The 16160-nt window shown below is 66.9% G+C and carries 17 protein-coding genes and 1 pseudogene; 2 read left to right on the top strand and 16 right to left on the bottom strand.

The window, feature by feature from the left end; all coding sequences use genetic code 11:
• Positions 1-40: 40 nt before the first annotated feature.
• The 12 genes from N911_RS0108175 to N911_RS0108120 all read right to left on the bottom strand — a co-directional run bounded on the left by N911_RS0108175 (position 41) and on the right by N911_RS0108120 (position 6922).
• The gene (locus tag N911_RS0108175) at positions 41-241 is read right to left on the bottom strand and encodes a hypothetical protein (protein WP_029896081.1); all 201 of its coding nucleotides are present in this window, start codon (positions 239-241) and stop codon (positions 41-43) included.
• Between the two features lie 43 nt (positions 242-284).
• Complete coding sequence (locus N911_RS0108170; RefSeq protein WP_029896080.1) at positions 285-722, bottom strand: VOC family protein; 438 nt, start codon at positions 720-722, stop codon at positions 285-287.
• Positions 712-1173: an SRPBCC family protein gene (locus tag N911_RS0108165; protein ID WP_029896078.1), complete on the bottom strand. Its 462-nt coding sequence runs from the start codon at positions 1171-1173 to the stop codon at positions 712-714. Before N911_RS0108165 ends, N911_RS0108170 begins: the two co-directional genes overlap by 11 nt.
• 52 nt (positions 1174-1225) lie before the next feature.
• Positions 1226-1609 carry a hypothetical protein gene (locus N911_RS0108160; protein ID WP_029896076.1) on the bottom strand — a complete coding sequence of 128 codons (384 nt, stop codon included), beginning with the start codon at positions 1607-1609 and terminating at the stop codon, positions 1226-1228.
• Positions 1610-1716: 107 nt separating this feature from the next.
• Positions 1717-2454 carry an adenosylcobinamide-GDP ribazoletransferase gene (locus tag N911_RS0108155; protein WP_138774360.1) on the bottom strand — a complete coding sequence of 246 codons (738 nt, stop codon included), beginning with the start codon at positions 2452-2454 and terminating at the stop codon, positions 1717-1719.
• Positions 2451-3242 carry an SAM hydrolase/SAM-dependent halogenase family protein gene (locus N911_RS0108150; protein ID WP_029896072.1) on the bottom strand — a complete coding sequence of 264 codons (792 nt, stop codon included), beginning with the start codon at positions 3240-3242 and terminating at the stop codon, positions 2451-2453. The genes N911_RS0108155 and N911_RS0108150 overlap by 4 nt, the downstream gene beginning before the upstream one ends.
• 55 nt (positions 3243-3297) lie before the next feature.
• Positions 3298-4161 (bottom strand): YitT family protein, encoded by an 864-nt coding sequence (locus N911_RS0108145; protein WP_029896070.1) that lies wholly within the window; start codon positions 4159-4161, stop codon positions 3298-3300.
• Between the two features lie 87 nt (positions 4162-4248).
• Positions 4249-4896, bottom strand: coding sequence for a redox-sensing transcriptional repressor Rex (locus N911_RS0108140; RefSeq protein ID WP_029896068.1), 648 nt, complete (start codon positions 4894-4896; stop codon positions 4249-4251).
• 78 nt (positions 4897-4974) lie between these two features.
• Positions 4975-5316 carry an ATP synthase F0 subunit C gene (atpE, locus tag N911_RS0108135; RefSeq protein WP_029896065.1) on the bottom strand — a complete coding sequence of 114 codons (342 nt, stop codon included), beginning with the start codon at positions 5314-5316 and terminating at the stop codon, positions 4975-4977.
• 51 nt (positions 5317-5367) lie between these two features.
• A complete protein-coding gene (gene atpB / locus N911_RS0108130; RefSeq protein WP_029896063.1) occupies positions 5368-6060 on the bottom strand; it encodes a F0F1 ATP synthase subunit A in 693 nt (230 codons plus the stop codon).
• Positions 6061-6087: 27 nt separating this feature from the next.
• Positions 6088-6531, bottom strand: coding sequence for an ATP synthase subunit I (locus N911_RS0108125; RefSeq protein ID WP_029896061.1), 444 nt, complete (start codon positions 6529-6531; stop codon positions 6088-6090).
• Positions 6494-6922, bottom strand: a complete 429-nt coding sequence (locus tag N911_RS0108120) for an AtpZ/AtpI family protein (RefSeq protein ID WP_237559918.1) — start codon at positions 6920-6922, stop codon at positions 6494-6496. Before N911_RS0108120 ends, N911_RS0108125 begins: the two co-directional genes overlap by 38 nt.
• Positions 6923-7012: 90 nt before the next feature.
• Here N911_RS0108120 and N911_RS16775 point away from each other — a divergent pair.
• Both N911_RS16775 and N911_RS19000 read left to right on the top strand, forming a co-directional pair.
• Positions 7013-8107, top strand: a pseudogene (locus tag N911_RS16775) (AAA family ATPase); the annotation flags it as partial.
• Positions 8108-8223: 116 nt separating this feature from the next.
• Positions 8224-9324: a Lon-insertion domain-containing protein gene (locus N911_RS19000; protein WP_272913351.1), complete on the top strand. Its 1101-nt coding sequence runs from the start codon at positions 8224-8226 to the stop codon at positions 9322-9324.
• A 29-nt stretch (positions 9325-9353) separates the two neighbouring features.
• Here the strand turns inward: N911_RS19000 and N911_RS0108110 are convergent, their stop codons facing one another.
• The 4 genes from N911_RS0108110 to N911_RS0108080 form a co-directional block, all read right to left on the bottom strand.
• Positions 9354-10907, bottom strand: coding sequence for a DEAD/DEAH box helicase (locus N911_RS0108110; RefSeq protein ID WP_081859111.1), 1554 nt, complete (start codon positions 10905-10907; stop codon positions 9354-9356).
• Between the two features lie 112 nt (positions 10908-11019).
• Positions 11020-12954, bottom strand: a complete 1935-nt coding sequence (locus N911_RS16770; RefSeq protein ID WP_035104548.1) for a diguanylate cyclase domain-containing protein — start codon at positions 12952-12954, stop codon at positions 11020-11022.
• Positions 12955-13377: 423 nt separating this feature from the next.
• Positions 13378-14619 carry a helix-turn-helix domain-containing protein gene (locus tag N911_RS0108085; protein WP_161781612.1) on the bottom strand — a complete coding sequence of 414 codons (1242 nt, stop codon included), beginning with the start codon at positions 14617-14619 and terminating at the stop codon, positions 13378-13380.
• Between the two features lie 349 nt (positions 14620-14968).
• The gene (locus N911_RS0108080; RefSeq protein ID WP_051694095.1) at positions 14969-16018 is read right to left on the bottom strand and encodes a potassium channel family protein; all 1050 of its coding nucleotides are present in this window, start codon (positions 16016-16018) and stop codon (positions 14969-14971) included.
• Positions 16019-16160: the final 142 nt, after the last annotated feature.

The following is a 16160-nucleotide window of genomic DNA, read 5'->3' as shown; positions in this document are numbered from 1 at the left end:
CGCCCGCCAGGGCGAAATCTTCCTTCTCTCCCGCCTCCGTCTACACGGGTTTGGTGATGATGTAGCCGGTGGCGTTTTCCGGGATGTAGCCTTGGGTGGCGGGGGCTGGGGTGAAGGAGCCTCCGGGTGTGGGGACCACGTGTCCGGCCGGTGCGGGGGTGGTGCTTCCGGCTGGTCCCGGTGTGGTGGAACCCGGCGGTCCGGCGAAGGTCACGCCGGCGCCTGCTGTGAGTAGGGACATGGCATCCTCCTTCCCTAGAAAGTGCCCCAGGGTTCCGGGGTGGTCAAGTCGCGGGCTGGGCGGGTTCGTAGGTACGGGCCTCAATCTTGTTGTTCTCGGGGTCGCGGAAGTAGACGGCCTCGGCCATGCCGCGCGCTCCCCAGCGCTGGACAGGCCCTTCTTCAAGCCCCACGCTCACCTTGTCCAGCCGTGCGAGCAGATCAGTCCAGGCTTGGCGGTCCAGGGCCAGGCAGAAGTGGTTGAAACCCGGGCCGTGCTCGGGTTCCGGGGCATGATCCGGCTCGTTTTCGCGGTTCTTGCGCCACAGTCGAGGCGGGAAGATGTTGATGAGGGTGTCCGGGCTGACGCGCAGGGAGGGGAAGGGAACTTCGCCGCGCCGCCACTCCTCGGCGCTTTCCTCTTCCAGGCCGATGACGTCGCGGTAGAAACGGAGCAGGGCTTCGGGGTCGGCCGCGTTGAGTGCGATGTGGTCAAACCGCATGGGGGCCTCCAAACAGGTCGTGCAGGGTTTCGCGGCGGTGGCCGAAGATGCGGGCAAGCTGGCGCCTGACCAGCGGCGCGGCCAATTCGCCAAGGGGCGGCAGAGGAAGGGCGTAGGTGACAAGGTCGCGCATGCGCACGCCGCCCGGAATCTCCTCGAGAAAATGCTCGTGGTGCCACAGCCGGTAGGGCCCCAGCCGCTGCTCGTCCACGAAGTAGCGCGGCGGGGCGACGTGGGTGATTTCCGTAAGCCAGGGCAGCTTGAGTCCGGGGAACGGCGCCACCCGGTACTCGATCATCTGCCCGGCGTGCATGACAGCGGGGTCCCCCAGCAGGGTGAAGCAGAGCCAGTCCGGGGTGATGCGGCACAGATTGCGCGGGTCGGCGAAGAAGTTCCAGGCCTCGCCCAGGCCGCAACCCAAGTCCTGGGTGGTGTCGAGTCGGCGGATCATGAGAGGTGAAAGGGCGCGGCCCGGGAGAGGCCGGACCGCGCCGTAGACCGGGTCAGGCGCGGCCGCGCTCCTTACCCGGATGAAACTTGCGTTTCTCGGTTTTGCTCGGGTTCTTGTCCAAATGGACGAAGCGCTTGACCGCTGTTTCCGCGAAACGCCCCACGATGTCCGGGAGGTCCGAGTCCTTCCAGGCCTCCTTGAAGTCATCCCGCTGTTTCAGCCCGTCGGACAACTCGAAGCCGGGCTCGCTGTCCGGGGCCAAGCTTATGTCGTCGTACTCCACTTCCCCGCCCTCGAGGATTTGATTGAAAAGTTCCCGCATGGTGTAGGTGAAGAACTTCTTCACGTCCTCGGTGGACTCGGCCTGGTCCATTCGTTCCCGCATTTTGGGGCGCAAGGCGTTTTCAAGCTTGGAGTAGGACGCGATCTCGGTCATGTGTCGTCTCCTTATCATCTAAGTTCAACGGACTTCGCCGTATCTTTCAGAGTACCACATTCAGCCCGCAGGGCAAGGTGGACAAGATGGAAGGAAAAAGGGATTGGCTACAGCGCGGCCAACCAAGTGGCCAGTTCGCAGGCTAGGCAGCAGGCGCCAAGGAAGTCGCCGTTGAGGCCGTGCTCGCGTTTGCCCAGAAGGGAGAGGGCCAGCACGGGGACGGCGGATAGGGCAGTGGCCAGGGCGAGACTGGCGGGGGGCAGCAGGATGAGGCCAAGGGCGATGTATTGGATTGCGGCCCAGATGAGGGCTGGACGGTCGGCCCCGGCGAGGAAGGTTCCGCCCAGACCGGGCCGGGCCAGGGGGCGGGCTGTGTGAGCCAGGGCGACCATGGCGAAGCGGCCGGCGATGAAGCCCATGAGGATCGCGCCGGGGTCGCCCGCGTCGAGCAGGCGGCCGAGGGCGAGGCCCTGCGCGCCGAGGACCAGGATGAGGCCGATGACGGCGAAGGCGCCGCAGCGTGAGTCCTTGAGCACGCGCCAGAAAGCCTCGCCTCGCGCGCCGCTGCCCCAGGCGTCGGCGATGTCGGCCAGTCCGTCGGCGTGCAGGCCGCGGGTGAGCACCAGAGAGAGGGCCAGCAGTGCCCATCCAGCCAGCAAGGTGTGGTCGGCCAGCAGGCCGAGGGCGAAGGGCATCGTGGCGGCCGCGCCCAGAACAAGTCCGGCCACAGGGAAGAGCCGGATGGTCCGGGCCAGATCGGCCGCTTCAGTTTGTCTGGCTGGAGCCAGGCGGGTCAGGAAGGAGAGGGCCAGCAGCAGGTCGGCCACCGGGTTGGGGGGCCTCACGCGGGGCCTCCCGCCAGCCGGACCAGGGACCCGATGCGCAGGTCCAGGAATTTTTTGGCCGAGCTGCGGTTGAGGGCAAGTTCCAGAAAGTCCTGGGACCCGGGCAGCAGCCCCAGGCCGCTTCCGGGCAGTTCCCCGTATGTGCGGGCCAGGGTGAGGGGCAGGCGCGCCGGAGCCACAAGACTTATGCCTGTCCAGTCACGCAGGGTGGGCAGCCAGTCCCTGGTTGGCATATTCAGGATGCAGTTGCCAAAGCGATCTATATGCATGACATGGGCCACCAGCCCGTCCCGGGTGATGCGGGGCAGGGAGCGCTCGAAGCGGTGGAGCCCCTGCTGGCGTATGGGCTTGCCCAGTGCCGAGGGGTCGGCGCCGCTGGCCAGCTTGGCTGCCGCCGGAGCAAAGACGTCGCGGCCGTGGAAGGTGGACGCCCCGTTGTGTTCCGGCGCGGGCAGTTCCCAGGCCTCGATCCGTTCCGAGGATTGCAGGGCGAGGGAAAGCAGGCCGTTGTCCGGGGCCACGTAGAAGCGGTCGTCGATGCGCGCGATGACCGCCCGTCTGGCTGTGCCGACGCCCGGGTCGACCACGGCCAGGACCACGGCCCCGGCGGGCAGGTGGTGGTGTGTGGCGGCCAGGAAGAAAGCCCCCTGGATGATATTGAAGGGGTTCACCTGGTGGCTGATGTCCACCAGCCGCGCGTTGGGCGCGTGGGACAGGCAGGCCGCCTTCATCTGGCCCACGTAGGCGTCGTTCAGGCCGAAGTCGGAGAGCAGGGCGATGATGGCCATTTCTTCAGTGTGAACCGGTCGCGGAATATTGGCAAGCCAGCGGCGCTGAGGCTGCCTAATACGCCCTTCTGGCGGAGAAACCCCGGCCGATGACGTTGAGGGTTGAGCCCATGATGGTGAAGGCGCCGGGGTCGGTGGTGTAGACCAGCTCCTCCAGCCGTTTGACCTGTGTGTTGTCGATGACGGTCATGAGCACCTCGCGTTCCTGCCCGGTGTAGGTGCCCTGGGCGTGCAGGAAGGTGGAGCCGCGAGCCATCTCGGTGTTGATGCGCCGGGCGATCTCGTCCACCTGGTCGGAGATGATGAGCACGAAACGGCGGGCGTTGAACATGCCCAGAAAGTACTCCGTGACCGCGCCGGTGATGAATACCATGGCCACGGAGTAGAGCACCATGTCCACGGTGAAGAGTCCCCAGCCCAGGGCGAAGACCAGGCCGTTGAAGGCGAAGTTGGTCTGGCCCATGCGCAGGTTGTAGCGCTGGTTGAGGAGCACGGCGAATACGTCGGTGCCGCCCATGGACCCCATGGAGCGCAGGGCGATGCCCGCGCCCGCGCCGGTGACAACGCCGCCGGCCAGGGCGGCCAGCATGGGCTCGGTGACGCCCAGGGTCCAGGGCACGAGTTCGATGGAGATTGTGACCGCGCTCATGCCGTAGAGGCTGTAGAGGAAGAAGCGCCGGGAGACCTTGAGCCAGGCCAGGGCGAAAACGGGCAGGTTGATGAGGAAGAACCACGCGCCCGGGGTGAGGGAGTCGGTGCCGTAGAAGACGAGCAGGGCGATGCCGGAGAGGCCGCCCATGAGGAAGCCCTCGGGAACGATGATGGCCTTGAAAGCCCACCCGTAGAGGAAGGCCCCAAGCGTCAGGAGGATGAGGTTCCACCAGACGGAGAAAGTGAATCGCTGCAGCCGCTCGGACATGGCCGTACTCCGTCCCAGCCCTGCACTCTAGGCAGGGTGGATGGCAAGGATTTTTTTGCGGCCGTGAGGCCCGGGGCGGGAGTCGGCTCAGGTCTCGCGCGAACTGAGCGTGATGTTGAAGGCCACGTTGTAAAAGTGGTGGAAGAAGTCCACGTACTCCACTGTGATGTGGGAAGGCACGGTGATGCGGGTAGGGGCGAAGCTGATGATGCCCTTGATCTCGGCGTCGATGAGGTAGTTGGCCGCGCGCTGGGCGCGTTCGGGCGGGGTGGAAATGATACCGATTTCGATGCCCATTTCCTTGACTTTCTCGCCCAGGCGGCGGGAGCAGATGACCTCCAGGCCGGAGACCACCTCGCCGATCTTGAAGGGGTCGCAGTCGAAGGCGCCGGAGATATGGAAGCCGCGCTGCTTGAAAACCTTGTGGCGCAGAAGCGCCCGTCCCAGGTTGCCCACGCCCACCAGCGCGCAGTTCCAGGTGCGGTCCACGCCCAGGGCCTTTTTGATGGATTGCATCAGGTCCTGCACGTAGTAGCCCACCCCGCGTACGCCGAACTCGCCGAAGTAGGCGAGGTCCTTGCGAATCTGAGAGGGGTTCACTTCGCAGATGCGGGCCAGGTGCTCCGAGGAGATGACCTCGGTGTTCTCCTGCTTGAGATTCTCGAGGACCTGTACGTAGACGGCCAGCCGCTGGATTGTGGCTCGGGGGATGTGTTCGCTTTTTACGCCGGGCATCGTCTTACTCATGTGAAATGAGTAACATATTTATGGGAAAAAAAGGGGGACCGCGGGCGCGGTCCCCCCCAAGCGTTCTTAGTGACCCAGGGCGACGCCACCGATCCAGGGGTTGGCGAAGATGAGGATCAGGTTCACGACCAGGGCGTAAATGGCCAGGGACTCGATGAAGGCCAGGCCCAGAATCAGGGTAACGGTCAGCTTGCCGCCGGCCTCGGGGTTGCGGGCGGTGCCTTCGCAGGCGGCCTTCAGGCCCAGGCCCTGGCCGATGCCGCAGCCGGCGGCGGCCAGCGCCATGCCCATGGCGGCGCCCCAGGAGGTGGCGGAGACGGCCGCGGCGGCGCCGTCGGCGGCGAAGGCGGCGGAGGCCACGGCGACCATGGCCAGAGCAGCGGTCAGGATGAAGGTCATCTTACGCATGTCAAAACTCCTCTTGTATGAATGTTGTTGGTCCAAGGACCATTTCCCCCGCTAGTGGGCGTGCTCCAGAGAGCCCTTGAGGTAGATCATCGCCAGGATGAAGAAGATGAAGGCCTGGATGGTCTTGGCCAGCCCGAACAGGAAGTACATCGGGATGGTGGAGACGACCGGGGCCAGGGTGAAGAGCAGGACCAGCACGATTTCCTCGCCGCGGATGTTGCCGAACAGCCGCAGGGTGAGGGAGAGGGGCCGGGCCAGGTGGGAGACGATCTCCAGGATGAACATCAGCGGAGCCAGCGCGGCCACCGGGCCCATGAAGTGCTTGATGTACCCGAAGCCGTGGGTGCGGATACCCCAGTAGTTGTAGTAGAGGAAGACGAAGATGGCCATGGCCGCGTTGGTGTTGACGTTGGCCGTGGGAGCGTCGAATCCGGGAACGAGGCCCTGCATGTTCATGAACCAGATGAAGAGGAACAGGGTGGCCAGCAGGGGGAAGACCTTGCGGCCCGCCTCGCCGATGTTGCCCACGGTGAAGTCCTCGAGACCACCGATGATCATCTCGAAGAAATTCTGCAGGTGGCCGGGAACCATCTGGATCTTGCGGGAGACCATCAGGCTCAGGACGATGAGCACTGCCATGGTGAACCAAGTGAAAAGCACGTGATTGGGCACGTGCAGCCCGACGGCCTGGGCCAGTTCGGGCAGAATGAGCAGCGGATGTGGAAGTCCTCCTGCGGCAGCCATTGGATGCGCCTCCTTGCCGAATCGTAGTTACGCGGCGGCCCCCTCCGAGGCCAGCCGGCTCAAGCCAAACACAACACCGGTCGCGACAACGCTGGACAGCCCGGCCAGAAGACCCGTCACGGGCGCCGCCATGGGCACCACCAGCAGGTACAGGGCAACGCCGGTCAGGGCCAGGCGGAGATAGAAACGGAGCAACTGCTCCGTCACCGCGCCCCTCTCCATGCGCAACGCCTTCTGGGCGAATCCGGCCAGATGATAGAAATTGAGCGAGGCGATGGCGGCTCCGGCGGCGAATGCTCCGGCCCAGGCCATGGCTCCCAGGGGGAGGCAGGCCATTGTGGCGGCCAGGGTCCCGGCCAGGGCGATGCCCAACTGCAGGATCACCAGGCCGCGCACGTCGCGACGCTCGAATCCCCTGCGGTAGAGGGCGGCTTCAAGAGCCCTGGGGCGGAGTGCCGGAATCCTCTTCATCGTCCTTCGCTTCCTTTCCGTGCCGTTCGCTTTCAGTTTGGCGGTTCATCCTGCGGGCTTCCTCGATGATGTTCTTGAAGCCCGCGCCGATCCCCGCCAGGAGCCAGAAGAGAAGAATCCATGGTCTGAAGCACCAGCCCAAATCACACAGCCAATCCTCGAGAAAGTATCCGATGGCCAGCCCCACGAACGTGCAGGTGACCATGTGGATGCCGATCAAGGCGGCGCTGCTGATAAGGTCCCAGGGCCCTGGCCCCTCGCTCTTCAATCCGCTCCTCGGGACGAACGGGACGTCGAGCCCCGTTCTTTCGTTCAATTTCTCACAAGGACGGTTGAGTGCTAGCATGGGGCCTTTGCCCAAGTCAACGCGTTCCGAGTAAAAAATGGCCACGGGGCCACATCCGGGATGAACACGAGCCGGTGACGTACCGCCTCCACAAACGAATGACAACCCCACGCCGCCGCGCTATCTTCCCGGCCCATGGCACGCAGTAAAGAACTTTCCCCGGCCCGCCTGTCCTCCCGCCTCGACCCGGCCCGCTGTCCTTTCGAGTCCTCGCGGGACGCGCCGCCGCCCACCGACCCCGTCCGGCAGCAGCCCCGGGCCGTGCACGCCTTCGAGCTGGGCCTGTCCATCGCCGGGCAGGGCTACCACATCTGCCTCGCTGGCCAGCCCGGCCTGGGCAGGAGCCACTTCGCCCACCGCCTTCTGGCGTCCCGCGCCGCAGAGATGCCAACTCCGCCCGACGCCCTCTATGTCTGCGATTTCGACGACCCGGACCGGCCTCGGCTTCTCTATCTGCCAGCGGGGATGGGCCGGGCCTTCCGCAACGACATGGCTTCCCTGGCGCAGGCCGTGGGCCGGGACCTCCCCTCCCATCTGGATCAGGAGGCGGTGCACGCCCGCCGCGAATCCCTGCGCGCCGGGTTCGAGGAGAAGCGGGGCGGGGTTTACGCGGACATGGAACGCCGAGCCCGGGAGGCCGGCTTCACCCTCTCTCTTGACTCCGAGCAGGGGCTCTCCATCACCCCCCGTGGCGACGAGGGGGACCGCCCGACCGGAGAGGAGCAGCACACCCGGCGCACGAGACTGCTTTCCGATCTGGCCCGCCGGCTCCGCCTGCTGCAGGCGGAGGAGCGGGACCTGCGCGAGGCCTTGCGGGACATGGAGCGGGAGGAGGCGGCAGAGGCCTTGGATCGGCTGCTGGCCCCCTTGCGCGAGGCCTACGCCGATTTCTCCGACGTCCTGTCCCACCTGGAGGCCGCCCGCGCCCACGTGCTGGACAGCCTGGACGACCTCCTGCCAAGCGGCGAGGAGTCCGACCGGGAATCGGCCGAGTCCGTGACCTCCCGCTTGGAGGCCAACCTCTTCGTGGACAACGCCGAGACCTCGGGCGCGCCCATCATCGAGGAGGAGCACCCCACCTTCTTCAATCTGCTGGGCTGCATAGAGCGCGAGGCGGAGATGGGCGCGTTGTCAACGGACTTCTCCCTGGTCAAGGCGGGCAGCCTGCACCGGGCCAACCACGGCTTCCTCATCCTCGACGCCGAGGACGTGCTGGCCTCGCCCGCCGCCTGGGACGGACTGCTGCGCGCCCTGCGCTGGCAGAAGGCCGGGGTGGAGGACCCCACCGACCACGACGCCCGCGCACCCGCACCGTGCGCCCCAGGCCTGTCGACCTGGACCTCAAGGTGGTCCTCATCTGCGGCGAGGAAGCCCTGGAGCTGCTGCTGCACGGCGAGCAGCGCTTCCGCCGCCTGTTCAAGGCGCGGGCGCACATGCAGTCGGACGTGGCGCGCTCGGCCCGCTCCATCAAGGACTTCCTGCGGGAGACCTGCCAGATAGCCCGCGACCTGGAGCTTTTGTCCTTCCCGCGCGAGGCCCTGGCCGCCCTGGCCGACTTCTCCTCCCGGCTGGCCGGGCACCAGAAGCGGCTTTCCCTGGAGTATCCGGCCGTGCGCGACCTGCTGGTGGAGGCCGACGCCCTGGCCCGGGCCGAGGGGCTGGACACGGTGCCCGCGCGGATCATCGCCCGCGCCCAGGAATTGCGCGACTTCCGCGACAACCTCATCGAAGAGGAGTTTCTGGAGGACTACGACAAGGAGATCATCAAGGTCCCCACCACGGGGTCGGCTGTGGGCCGGGTTAACGGGCTTACCGTCACCGGCTTCGGCGACTACGTTTTCGGCCTGCCCCACCAGATAGCCTGCACCGTGGGCGTGGGCGAGGGCGGCATCATTGACCTGGAGCGCGAGGCCGAGCTGGGCGGGCCAATCCACACCAAGGCCATGCTCATCCTCAAGAGCTACTTGCTGGGCCGCTTCGCCACGGACAAGCCCATCGTCCTGGCGGGGTCGCTGTACTTCGAGCAGTCCTACGCCAACGTGGAGGGCGACTCCGCCTCCGGCGCGGAACTGGCCGCCCTGCTGTCCGCCCTCAGCCAGGTGCCCGTGGACCTCTCCCTGGCCTTCACCGGCGCGGTCAACCAGTCCGGGGCCATCATGGCCGTGGGCTCGGTCACGAACAAGATCGAGGGCTTCTTCAGCGTGTGCCGTCGGCGGGGGCTCACCGGCTCCCAGGGGGTGCTCATTCCGAGCGACAACGTGGACGACCTCATGCTCAAACCCGAGGTGGTCCAGGCCGTGCGCGACAAGACCTTCCACATCCATCCTGTGCGCACCATCGAGGAGGCCATGACCCGCCTCACAGGCCGGAGCACCCGTTCGCTCATGCACCGCGTGGATACCCGCCTGGCCGCCCTGGCCGAGACGGCCCGCGCGTATAGAAACTGATGCCAGAGGTTGCCGCCGGGCGGCGGGGCTTATTCGCCCCCGCCCTGGCCGCCCTGGGTGTTCTTTTTGCGCGGGCGGCGCTTGCGCTTCTTTTTGGGCCCGCCGTCCTGGCCGCCGCCCTCGCTTTTGCCACCCTGGTTCCGGCCATCCTTGGGGCCGCCGCCGGAGGGCTTGCCGCCTTCCTTGGGCTTGCCCTCGGGCTTGTCCGCTTCCGGCGCGGGGGGCGGGGTGTGCAGGTTCTTGTGGTGGAAGTCGTCCAGCAAAAAGGCCAGCAGGGCCAGGGAGTCGTCCTCCCCGGCCAGTTCCCTGGCCAGGGGCAGGAAGCGCTGGATGCGCTCCTGCTGCAGGGCTTTGGTCTTGCGCAGTTCGGCCTCCAGCAGGGCGGTGGTGCGCTCGGCCACCACCTTCTGCACGTCTTCTTCCGTGGGGGCCTCGCGCTTTTCCAGGTTGATCTTGTAGTTGCGGGCGATGCGCTGGAGGTTGACCTCCTCCATGGTGTCGGTCAGGGAGATGACCTCGCCCGCGGCCCCGGCCCGGCCGGTGCGCCCGGCGCGGTGGATGTAGGACTCCTGGTCCTCGGGCGGTTCGTAGAGCACCACGTGGGACAGTTCCGGCACGTCGATGCCCCGGGCGGCCACGTCGGTGGCCACCAGGAAGCGCACCTGCCGTTTGCGTACGCGCTCCAGAATCTTTTCCCGCTTGGCCTGGGTCAGGTCGGCGGAGAGCTCGTCCGCGTTGTAGCCGAAGTTCTGCAGCACGGCGGTGAGATAGTGCACCTGCGCCTTGGTGTTGCAGAAGATGAAGGCCGAGGCGGGGTTCTCCGTCTCGATGATGCGCACCAGGATGCGGTCCTTCTCCATGCGCGGCGCGTTGTAGTAGACGTGGTTCACCTCGGCCACGTGTACGCTGGACGAGGAGAGGGAGAGCATCTCCTGGTCGGTCATGAACTCGTTGGCCAGGCGGATGACCTGCGGCGGGTAGGTGGCCGAGAACATGAGGGCGTTGATGCGCATTTTGGGCAGGTAGCGCTGCACCGCCTTCATGTCCGGGTAGAAGCCGATGGAGAGCATGCGGTCGGCCTCGTCGAAGACCAGCATGCGGATTTCGTCCAGGGTGAAGTTGCGGTGCAGCAGGTGGTCCAGCACCCGGCCGGGGGTGCCCACCACGATCTGCGCGCCGCCACGCAGGGCCTCGGTCTGCTCGCCGTAGCCCACGCCGCCGTAGACCGCGGCCACGCGCGGACCGTCCGGTCCGGACAGCATTTCCGCCTCGCGGGCCACCTGGCGGGCCAGCTCGCGGGTGGGCAGCATGACCAGGGCCTGGCAGGCGTCCTTGGCCGGGTCCACCTTCTCCAGCATGGGCAGCACAAAGGCCCCCGTCTTGCCGGAGCCGGTGCGCGACTGCACCATCAGGTCGCGGCCCTGGAGCAGGTAGGGCAGGGAGTGGGCCTGCACCGGCATCAGCTTGGTCCAGCCCGCGCGCTCGCAGGCTTGGCGCAGCCCTTCGGGCAGCTCCTCGAAAGATACCTCCGGAAGGGAGTCTTCCGGCGCCTCGATCTTCATATCGCTCTTCTCGTCAGACATATCGACCTCGTTTCGATTCCATTGGGGACGGCGACCATACCCGACTTGGGGCCATCCCGCAAAGCGGGACAGACGGACCGGGAGGGACGGCGGCCGCCGGGGATGCCGTTTTTCAGTCGCCCTCGTCCGCGAAGGCGAAGTAGCGGTCCGGCTCCCGCTTGGCGCGGTACATGGCCTTGTCCGCCAGGCGGATGAGGGTGGAGGGTGTTTCGCTGTCCCGGGGGTAGAGGCTGACGCCGATGGAGCAGTCAACCTGAAGAAGGTGCCCGTCGGTGGAGATGGGGTCGTCTCCGGTCAGGGCCACGTGGAGGCGTTCGGCCAGGGTGGCGGCGTCCTGGCGGGAGCCGAGCTCGCCCAGCACCGCCACGAACTCGTCCCCGCCCAGGCGGGAGATGGTATCCGCGTCGCGCAGGCAGGAGCGCATGCGGCGGGCGGTTTCCCGCAGCACCTCGTCCCCGGCGTCGTGGCCGTGGCGGTCGTTGATTTCCTTGAACCCGTCCAGGTCCACATACAGCACGGCCACCAGGCCGTTGCTCCGTCCGGCCGCGGCCAGGGCCTGCTGCAACCGGTCCTGCAGCAGGCGGCGGTTGGGCAGTCCGGTGAGGTTGTCGTGCAGTGCCTGCTGTTCCAGCTGCTGCTTGGCCAGGGTGATCTCCGTGACGTCGTGCAGGTTGACCACCACCTGGCCGTTGCGCATGGCGGAGAAGCGGGCGGTGATCCACTGCTTGCCGCGTCCGGGCGGATCGAAGGCGTAGACGCGCTTGGCCGGGAGGTTGGGCAGGACGCGCTGGCGCAGGTCCTTGAGAAAGGTCTCGCGCTCCTTGCGCGAAGGCAGCAGCAACTCGGCCAATTCCCGCGTGGTGGCGGGCGGGGAAGCGTCATCCAGGCCGACCATCCTGCGGAAGCCCTGGCTGATGAAATGCAGCGTGCCTTCCTCGTCCACCACCACGATGCCGTCGATGGCGTTGCTCAGAAGGTCGTCGTAGAACTCGCGGCTCTCCCGCAGCTCCCGCTCCATCTCGTCGCGGCGTACCTCGGCCCGGCGTCGTTGCACCGCCAGGCGCACGGCCCGCCCCAGGGGCTCCGGAGACAGGTCCTGCTTGATGAGGTAGTCGTCAGCGCCGTGGCGCAGGGCGGAAACGGCCACGTCCTCGGAGCCGAATCCGGTCAGCAGAATGGCCGCCGGGGGGTGCTCCAACTGGCGCAAGTGCCGCAACAAGTCCACGCCGGAGCTTTCGCCCAGGCGGTTGTCCACCAGGCACAGGTCGGCCGGGGTCCGCTCCAGTTCCTCCATCGCCTGCCTGGCGCTGGTGGCCTCGCGCAGGGTGAAGGGCGCGTCGAGGCCCTGCTCCAGGGTGTCGCGGATCAGTTCGACGTCGTCCGGGTTGTCCTCCACCAGGAGGAGTTCATAGGTGTCCAGGCCGTTCCTCACAAGTCCGAAGTGGGTCGGTGCGCTTTCCTCACGGTATCCGGAAAGTACCGCCGCGAGGGGGTTTTGACAAGAAGGGGGGCCGGAGGGCGGCTGGCTGGGAGGGGCGGGATGTTCACGGGCGGAAGCGTTTTTCCAGGAGGGCCACTTCCTTGTTCCCGTTTTCCGTTGGCTGGCGGCCGACCTCGGCGAAGCCCAGCCGCTGGTGGAAGGCCATGGAGCCGGGGTTTGGCGGGCGCACGTTGACCTCGCAGCAGAGCAGGCGAAGGCGGCGCGCACTGGCGTGCTCCTCGGCGGCCCGGTACAGGCCGCGCCCCAGGCCCAGGCCCGCGCCGCCGAGGCCACGGCCACGCGGTCGATGTAGAGGAAGGCGGAGTGGTTGGCCGCGAAGTAGCGGTAATTGGGGCTTTGGTAGTCGCTGCCCTGCTCCAGGGCCAGCAGCATCCCCGCCAGGGCCCCGTCCGGCGAGCGGGCGGCCAGGGCCAGGGCGCAATGCTCAAGCAGGGCGGCAAGGAAGGCGGGGTCCAGCTTGCCCAGGGCGGGCACGTTGGCCTGGTTCAGCTCCAGCAGGTCGTTATGGTCGGCCGGGCCGACCGGATGGATGACGGGTTCGGGCATGGCGAGGGGGTGTACTCCGGCGCGCCGGGAGGGTCAAAGGGTAAAGCCGCCGCCCCGGGTCCGAAGGAAAGGTATGGGGTCGCGCCGTGCAGCTTGAGAATTTGATGGCCGGGGTCATGGACGGCTTGCGGTCCGGGATGGGCCGCGTGTCCCCCAAGAGCGCGGACAATGCGGACAGTGGGCTGCCAGCGGGGGGTGGCGAGTCCTCGGGGGACACCGCCGCGACAGCCTGCGGCGCGGCCCCCTAGCCGGAAAGGGGGACGAAGGGGCGCGAAAGGCCCGGCCGCGGCGTGAGCGGCCGGGCCTTTTCGTGTTTGCGCGGATGGGGCGGAAGGCGGAGCTCACGGGCATGACTCTCCGTAACGGGAGACCCGGTCGCCAGCTCGCCTGCCAGGGATGAGGTGTAAATGAAGAGAGTGGAGATCAGTTTCCCGGCGCTGGAAACCGCAGTTCCACGCGGGTGCCGGAGCCGTGGGTGGCGTGGATGGTGCCGCGAAGCTGGCGGGCCAGGCCGTGGAGGATGCTGCCGCCCAGGCTGTCGTCGTGTTCCCAGAGGGCCTCTTCGGGCAGGCCCACGCCGTTGTCCTCCACGGAGAGGCGGTAGCCGCCGTTCTCCTTGGCGCAGGCCACCGCCACCCAGTTGTGGTCCTGCACGCCGTCGGGGAAGGCGTGCTTGGCCGCGTTGAGCAGGACCTCGGTGACGAACATGCCGATGAGGCAGAGGTGCTTGGAGGTAAGCTCTTCCTTATAGCACTCCTGGTCGAGAATGACCGGGAAGCCGAAATCGACGCACTCCTCCAAAGAGGAGAGCAGCTTGCGCAGGTAGGGGCCGGGCGCGGCCAGGCGGGATTGGCTGTGCCGGTAGATGGCTTCGTGGGCGTCGGCCACGGCCTGGATCCGGCTGGTGACCTCCCGCGCGGACAGGCTGTCGTTGTCCATGGCGCGCAGGCGGAAGTAGGACGACAGCATGTTGAGGTTGTTCTTGATGCGGTGGTGGACCTCCTTGAGCAGGGTGAGGTCCCCGGAATTCCCGGACGGTTCTGCGGAGCGCTCCGCCTGCTCGCGCGGCAGGACGGAGCCGAAGAGGATGGGCTGGCTGTTGAAGGTGAACCGGCCAATGCTGAGCCGGGCGGGGAGCAGTTCGTTGTCCAGCCGCCGCAGGTCCACGTCCCAGGGCATCATTTCCCCGGTGTCCGGCAGTTCCTCCAGAATGCGACGCCGCCGCTCCGGCCGCAGGTAGAGCTGGTCCGGGATGCTGCGCACGCGGCGCAGCAGGTCTCCGCTGTTCTCCGCACCCAGCAGCCGGGCCAGGTGGGCGTTGGCCGCCAGCAGCCTGCCGGACTCGTCGCTGCAGAAGATGCCCGTCCTGAGATCGTGGAAAACGGCTTGCAGGCATTCCCGCAGATGCATGCCGGGCGCGGCGGACTCCTCCGCCTGCCCGTACACGCCGGAGAAACGGAACAGGGCGTCGACTCCGACGTCCAGAGCCCCCGCCAGTTTTTCCAGGGTGGTCAGCGAGGGCGAGGCAAGACCGCGCTCCATGCGTCCCACGTATTCACAGGAAATGCCGGCGGACTCGGCGAGCTGTCCCTGGGTGAGGTGTCTGGCGAGCCGAAGCGAACGGAGCCGTTGCCCGAACTGGGTCTGTATCGGCGAGCGTGGCATAAAGTTGAACATACATCCCATTGGTTGACTGAAAAGGACCCGAGAGTGCGTCCCCGCGCGGTATGCGCTGCTTGGCGGCTTCCGCGCCTGTAGAGTGAACGATAGGCGGGGAGGAAACCTGTTTCCCCGTTCGGATGACCTGTTTGGGGATTTGGGCGACCAAGTAATTTCAGGCAAAAAGGGGAGGATACCGGCTGGCGGCACGCGCACAATAGGGTTTTGCCGCGAGGATGCAATTATTATCTTTTTTGTGAAGTATTTTGGTTGAATGGAAAGCGGGGACCGGATTGGACGTGGCCGGGCCGCGCCGGCGAGTGGTCCCGGCATCAGGGCGGCAGGCCCGGGGAGGTTAGCCGGGGATGGGCTGGCCGCCGTTGCTGGCGGGCCTGGGCTTGCCGTACAGGGACTTGTGGAAGCGGTCCATGTTGGCCCGGGGGCCGATGGCGATGAGGGTGTCCCCGGCGTGGATTGGTTCCAGCGAGGCGGGGTTGTAGATCCGTTTGCCATCGCCGCGCTTGATGGCCACGACGATCAGGTCGAAGTCGTTGCGGATGTTGGATTCCATGAGCGACTTGCCCGCGAAGGGGGCGCTCTCCGGAATGCACAGCTCCTCGAGTTCGAGTTCCACCTCTCTGCCGGAAACGGCCTGCTCCATGAAGTCGGTGATGGTGGGGCGGAGGATGTTCTGGGTGATGCGCATGGCCGCGCTGGCGTAGGGCGAGACCACGTGGTTTGCCCCGGCCAGGTAGAGTTTTTTCTCCACGCCCCGGCTGCTGGCCCGGGCGCTGATGAACACCTCCGGGTTCAGGGCGCGGGCCGTGACCACGATAAAGACGTTGTCCGCGTCGCGGTTGACCACCGAGATGACGCCCCTGGCGCGCTCCACCCCGGCCTCGGCCAGGCTCTCCTCCTCCATGGCGTCGCGCCTGATGGCGGGCGCGCCCAACTCGCGGCAGCGCAGTACCGCCTGCTCGTCGGTGTCGATGACCACAACGGACACGCCGTTGCGCATCAGTTCGGCGGTGACGATCTGCCCCATCTGCCCGAACCCGCAGATGACGTAGTGGTCGGAGTGTTTCCCGAGTTCCTTGCGCATCTTTCGCCTCCGGTACAGTTCCAGGGCCTGCCCGTCCAGGAACAGGTTGCCCACGAAGGCGGCGGTGGCCGCCACCAGGCCGAACCCGGACAGGATGAGGAGGATCGCGAAGACCCGCCCGCCTTCGGTGAGGTGGAAGGGGGCCACCGTGGTCAGGGTGCCGATGGTCAGGTAGAGGGCCTCCACGGGCGAGACGTCCTCCACCAGCATGAACCCGCCCATGCCCAGCAGGAGCAGGCACAGCAACGAGAGCAGCAGAAAGGCGGCGAAGCGCAGCCTGCGTGAGAGGCCTGCGCGTCTCATGAGGCGGCGGGGTTGGGTGCTGCTGGGGGCATGTCGCGCGTACCTCCCGGGCCACGTGGTTCCGGCGCGGAGCCGCGTATCGGCCCCGCGCCGGGGAACAAAGCACAAGCCCGGAGGGATGTCCAGGCCCCGAGGCCGGGGG

Source organism: Desulfohalovibrio reitneri, assembly GCF_000711295.1.
In the GTDB taxonomy this organism is placed as follows: domain Bacteria; phylum Desulfobacterota; class Desulfovibrionia; order Desulfovibrionales; family Desulfovibrionaceae; genus Desulfohalovibrio; species Desulfohalovibrio reitneri.
Note: the sequence above shows the minus strand (reverse complement) of the source record. Positions and strands in the feature narration are given on the sequence as shown.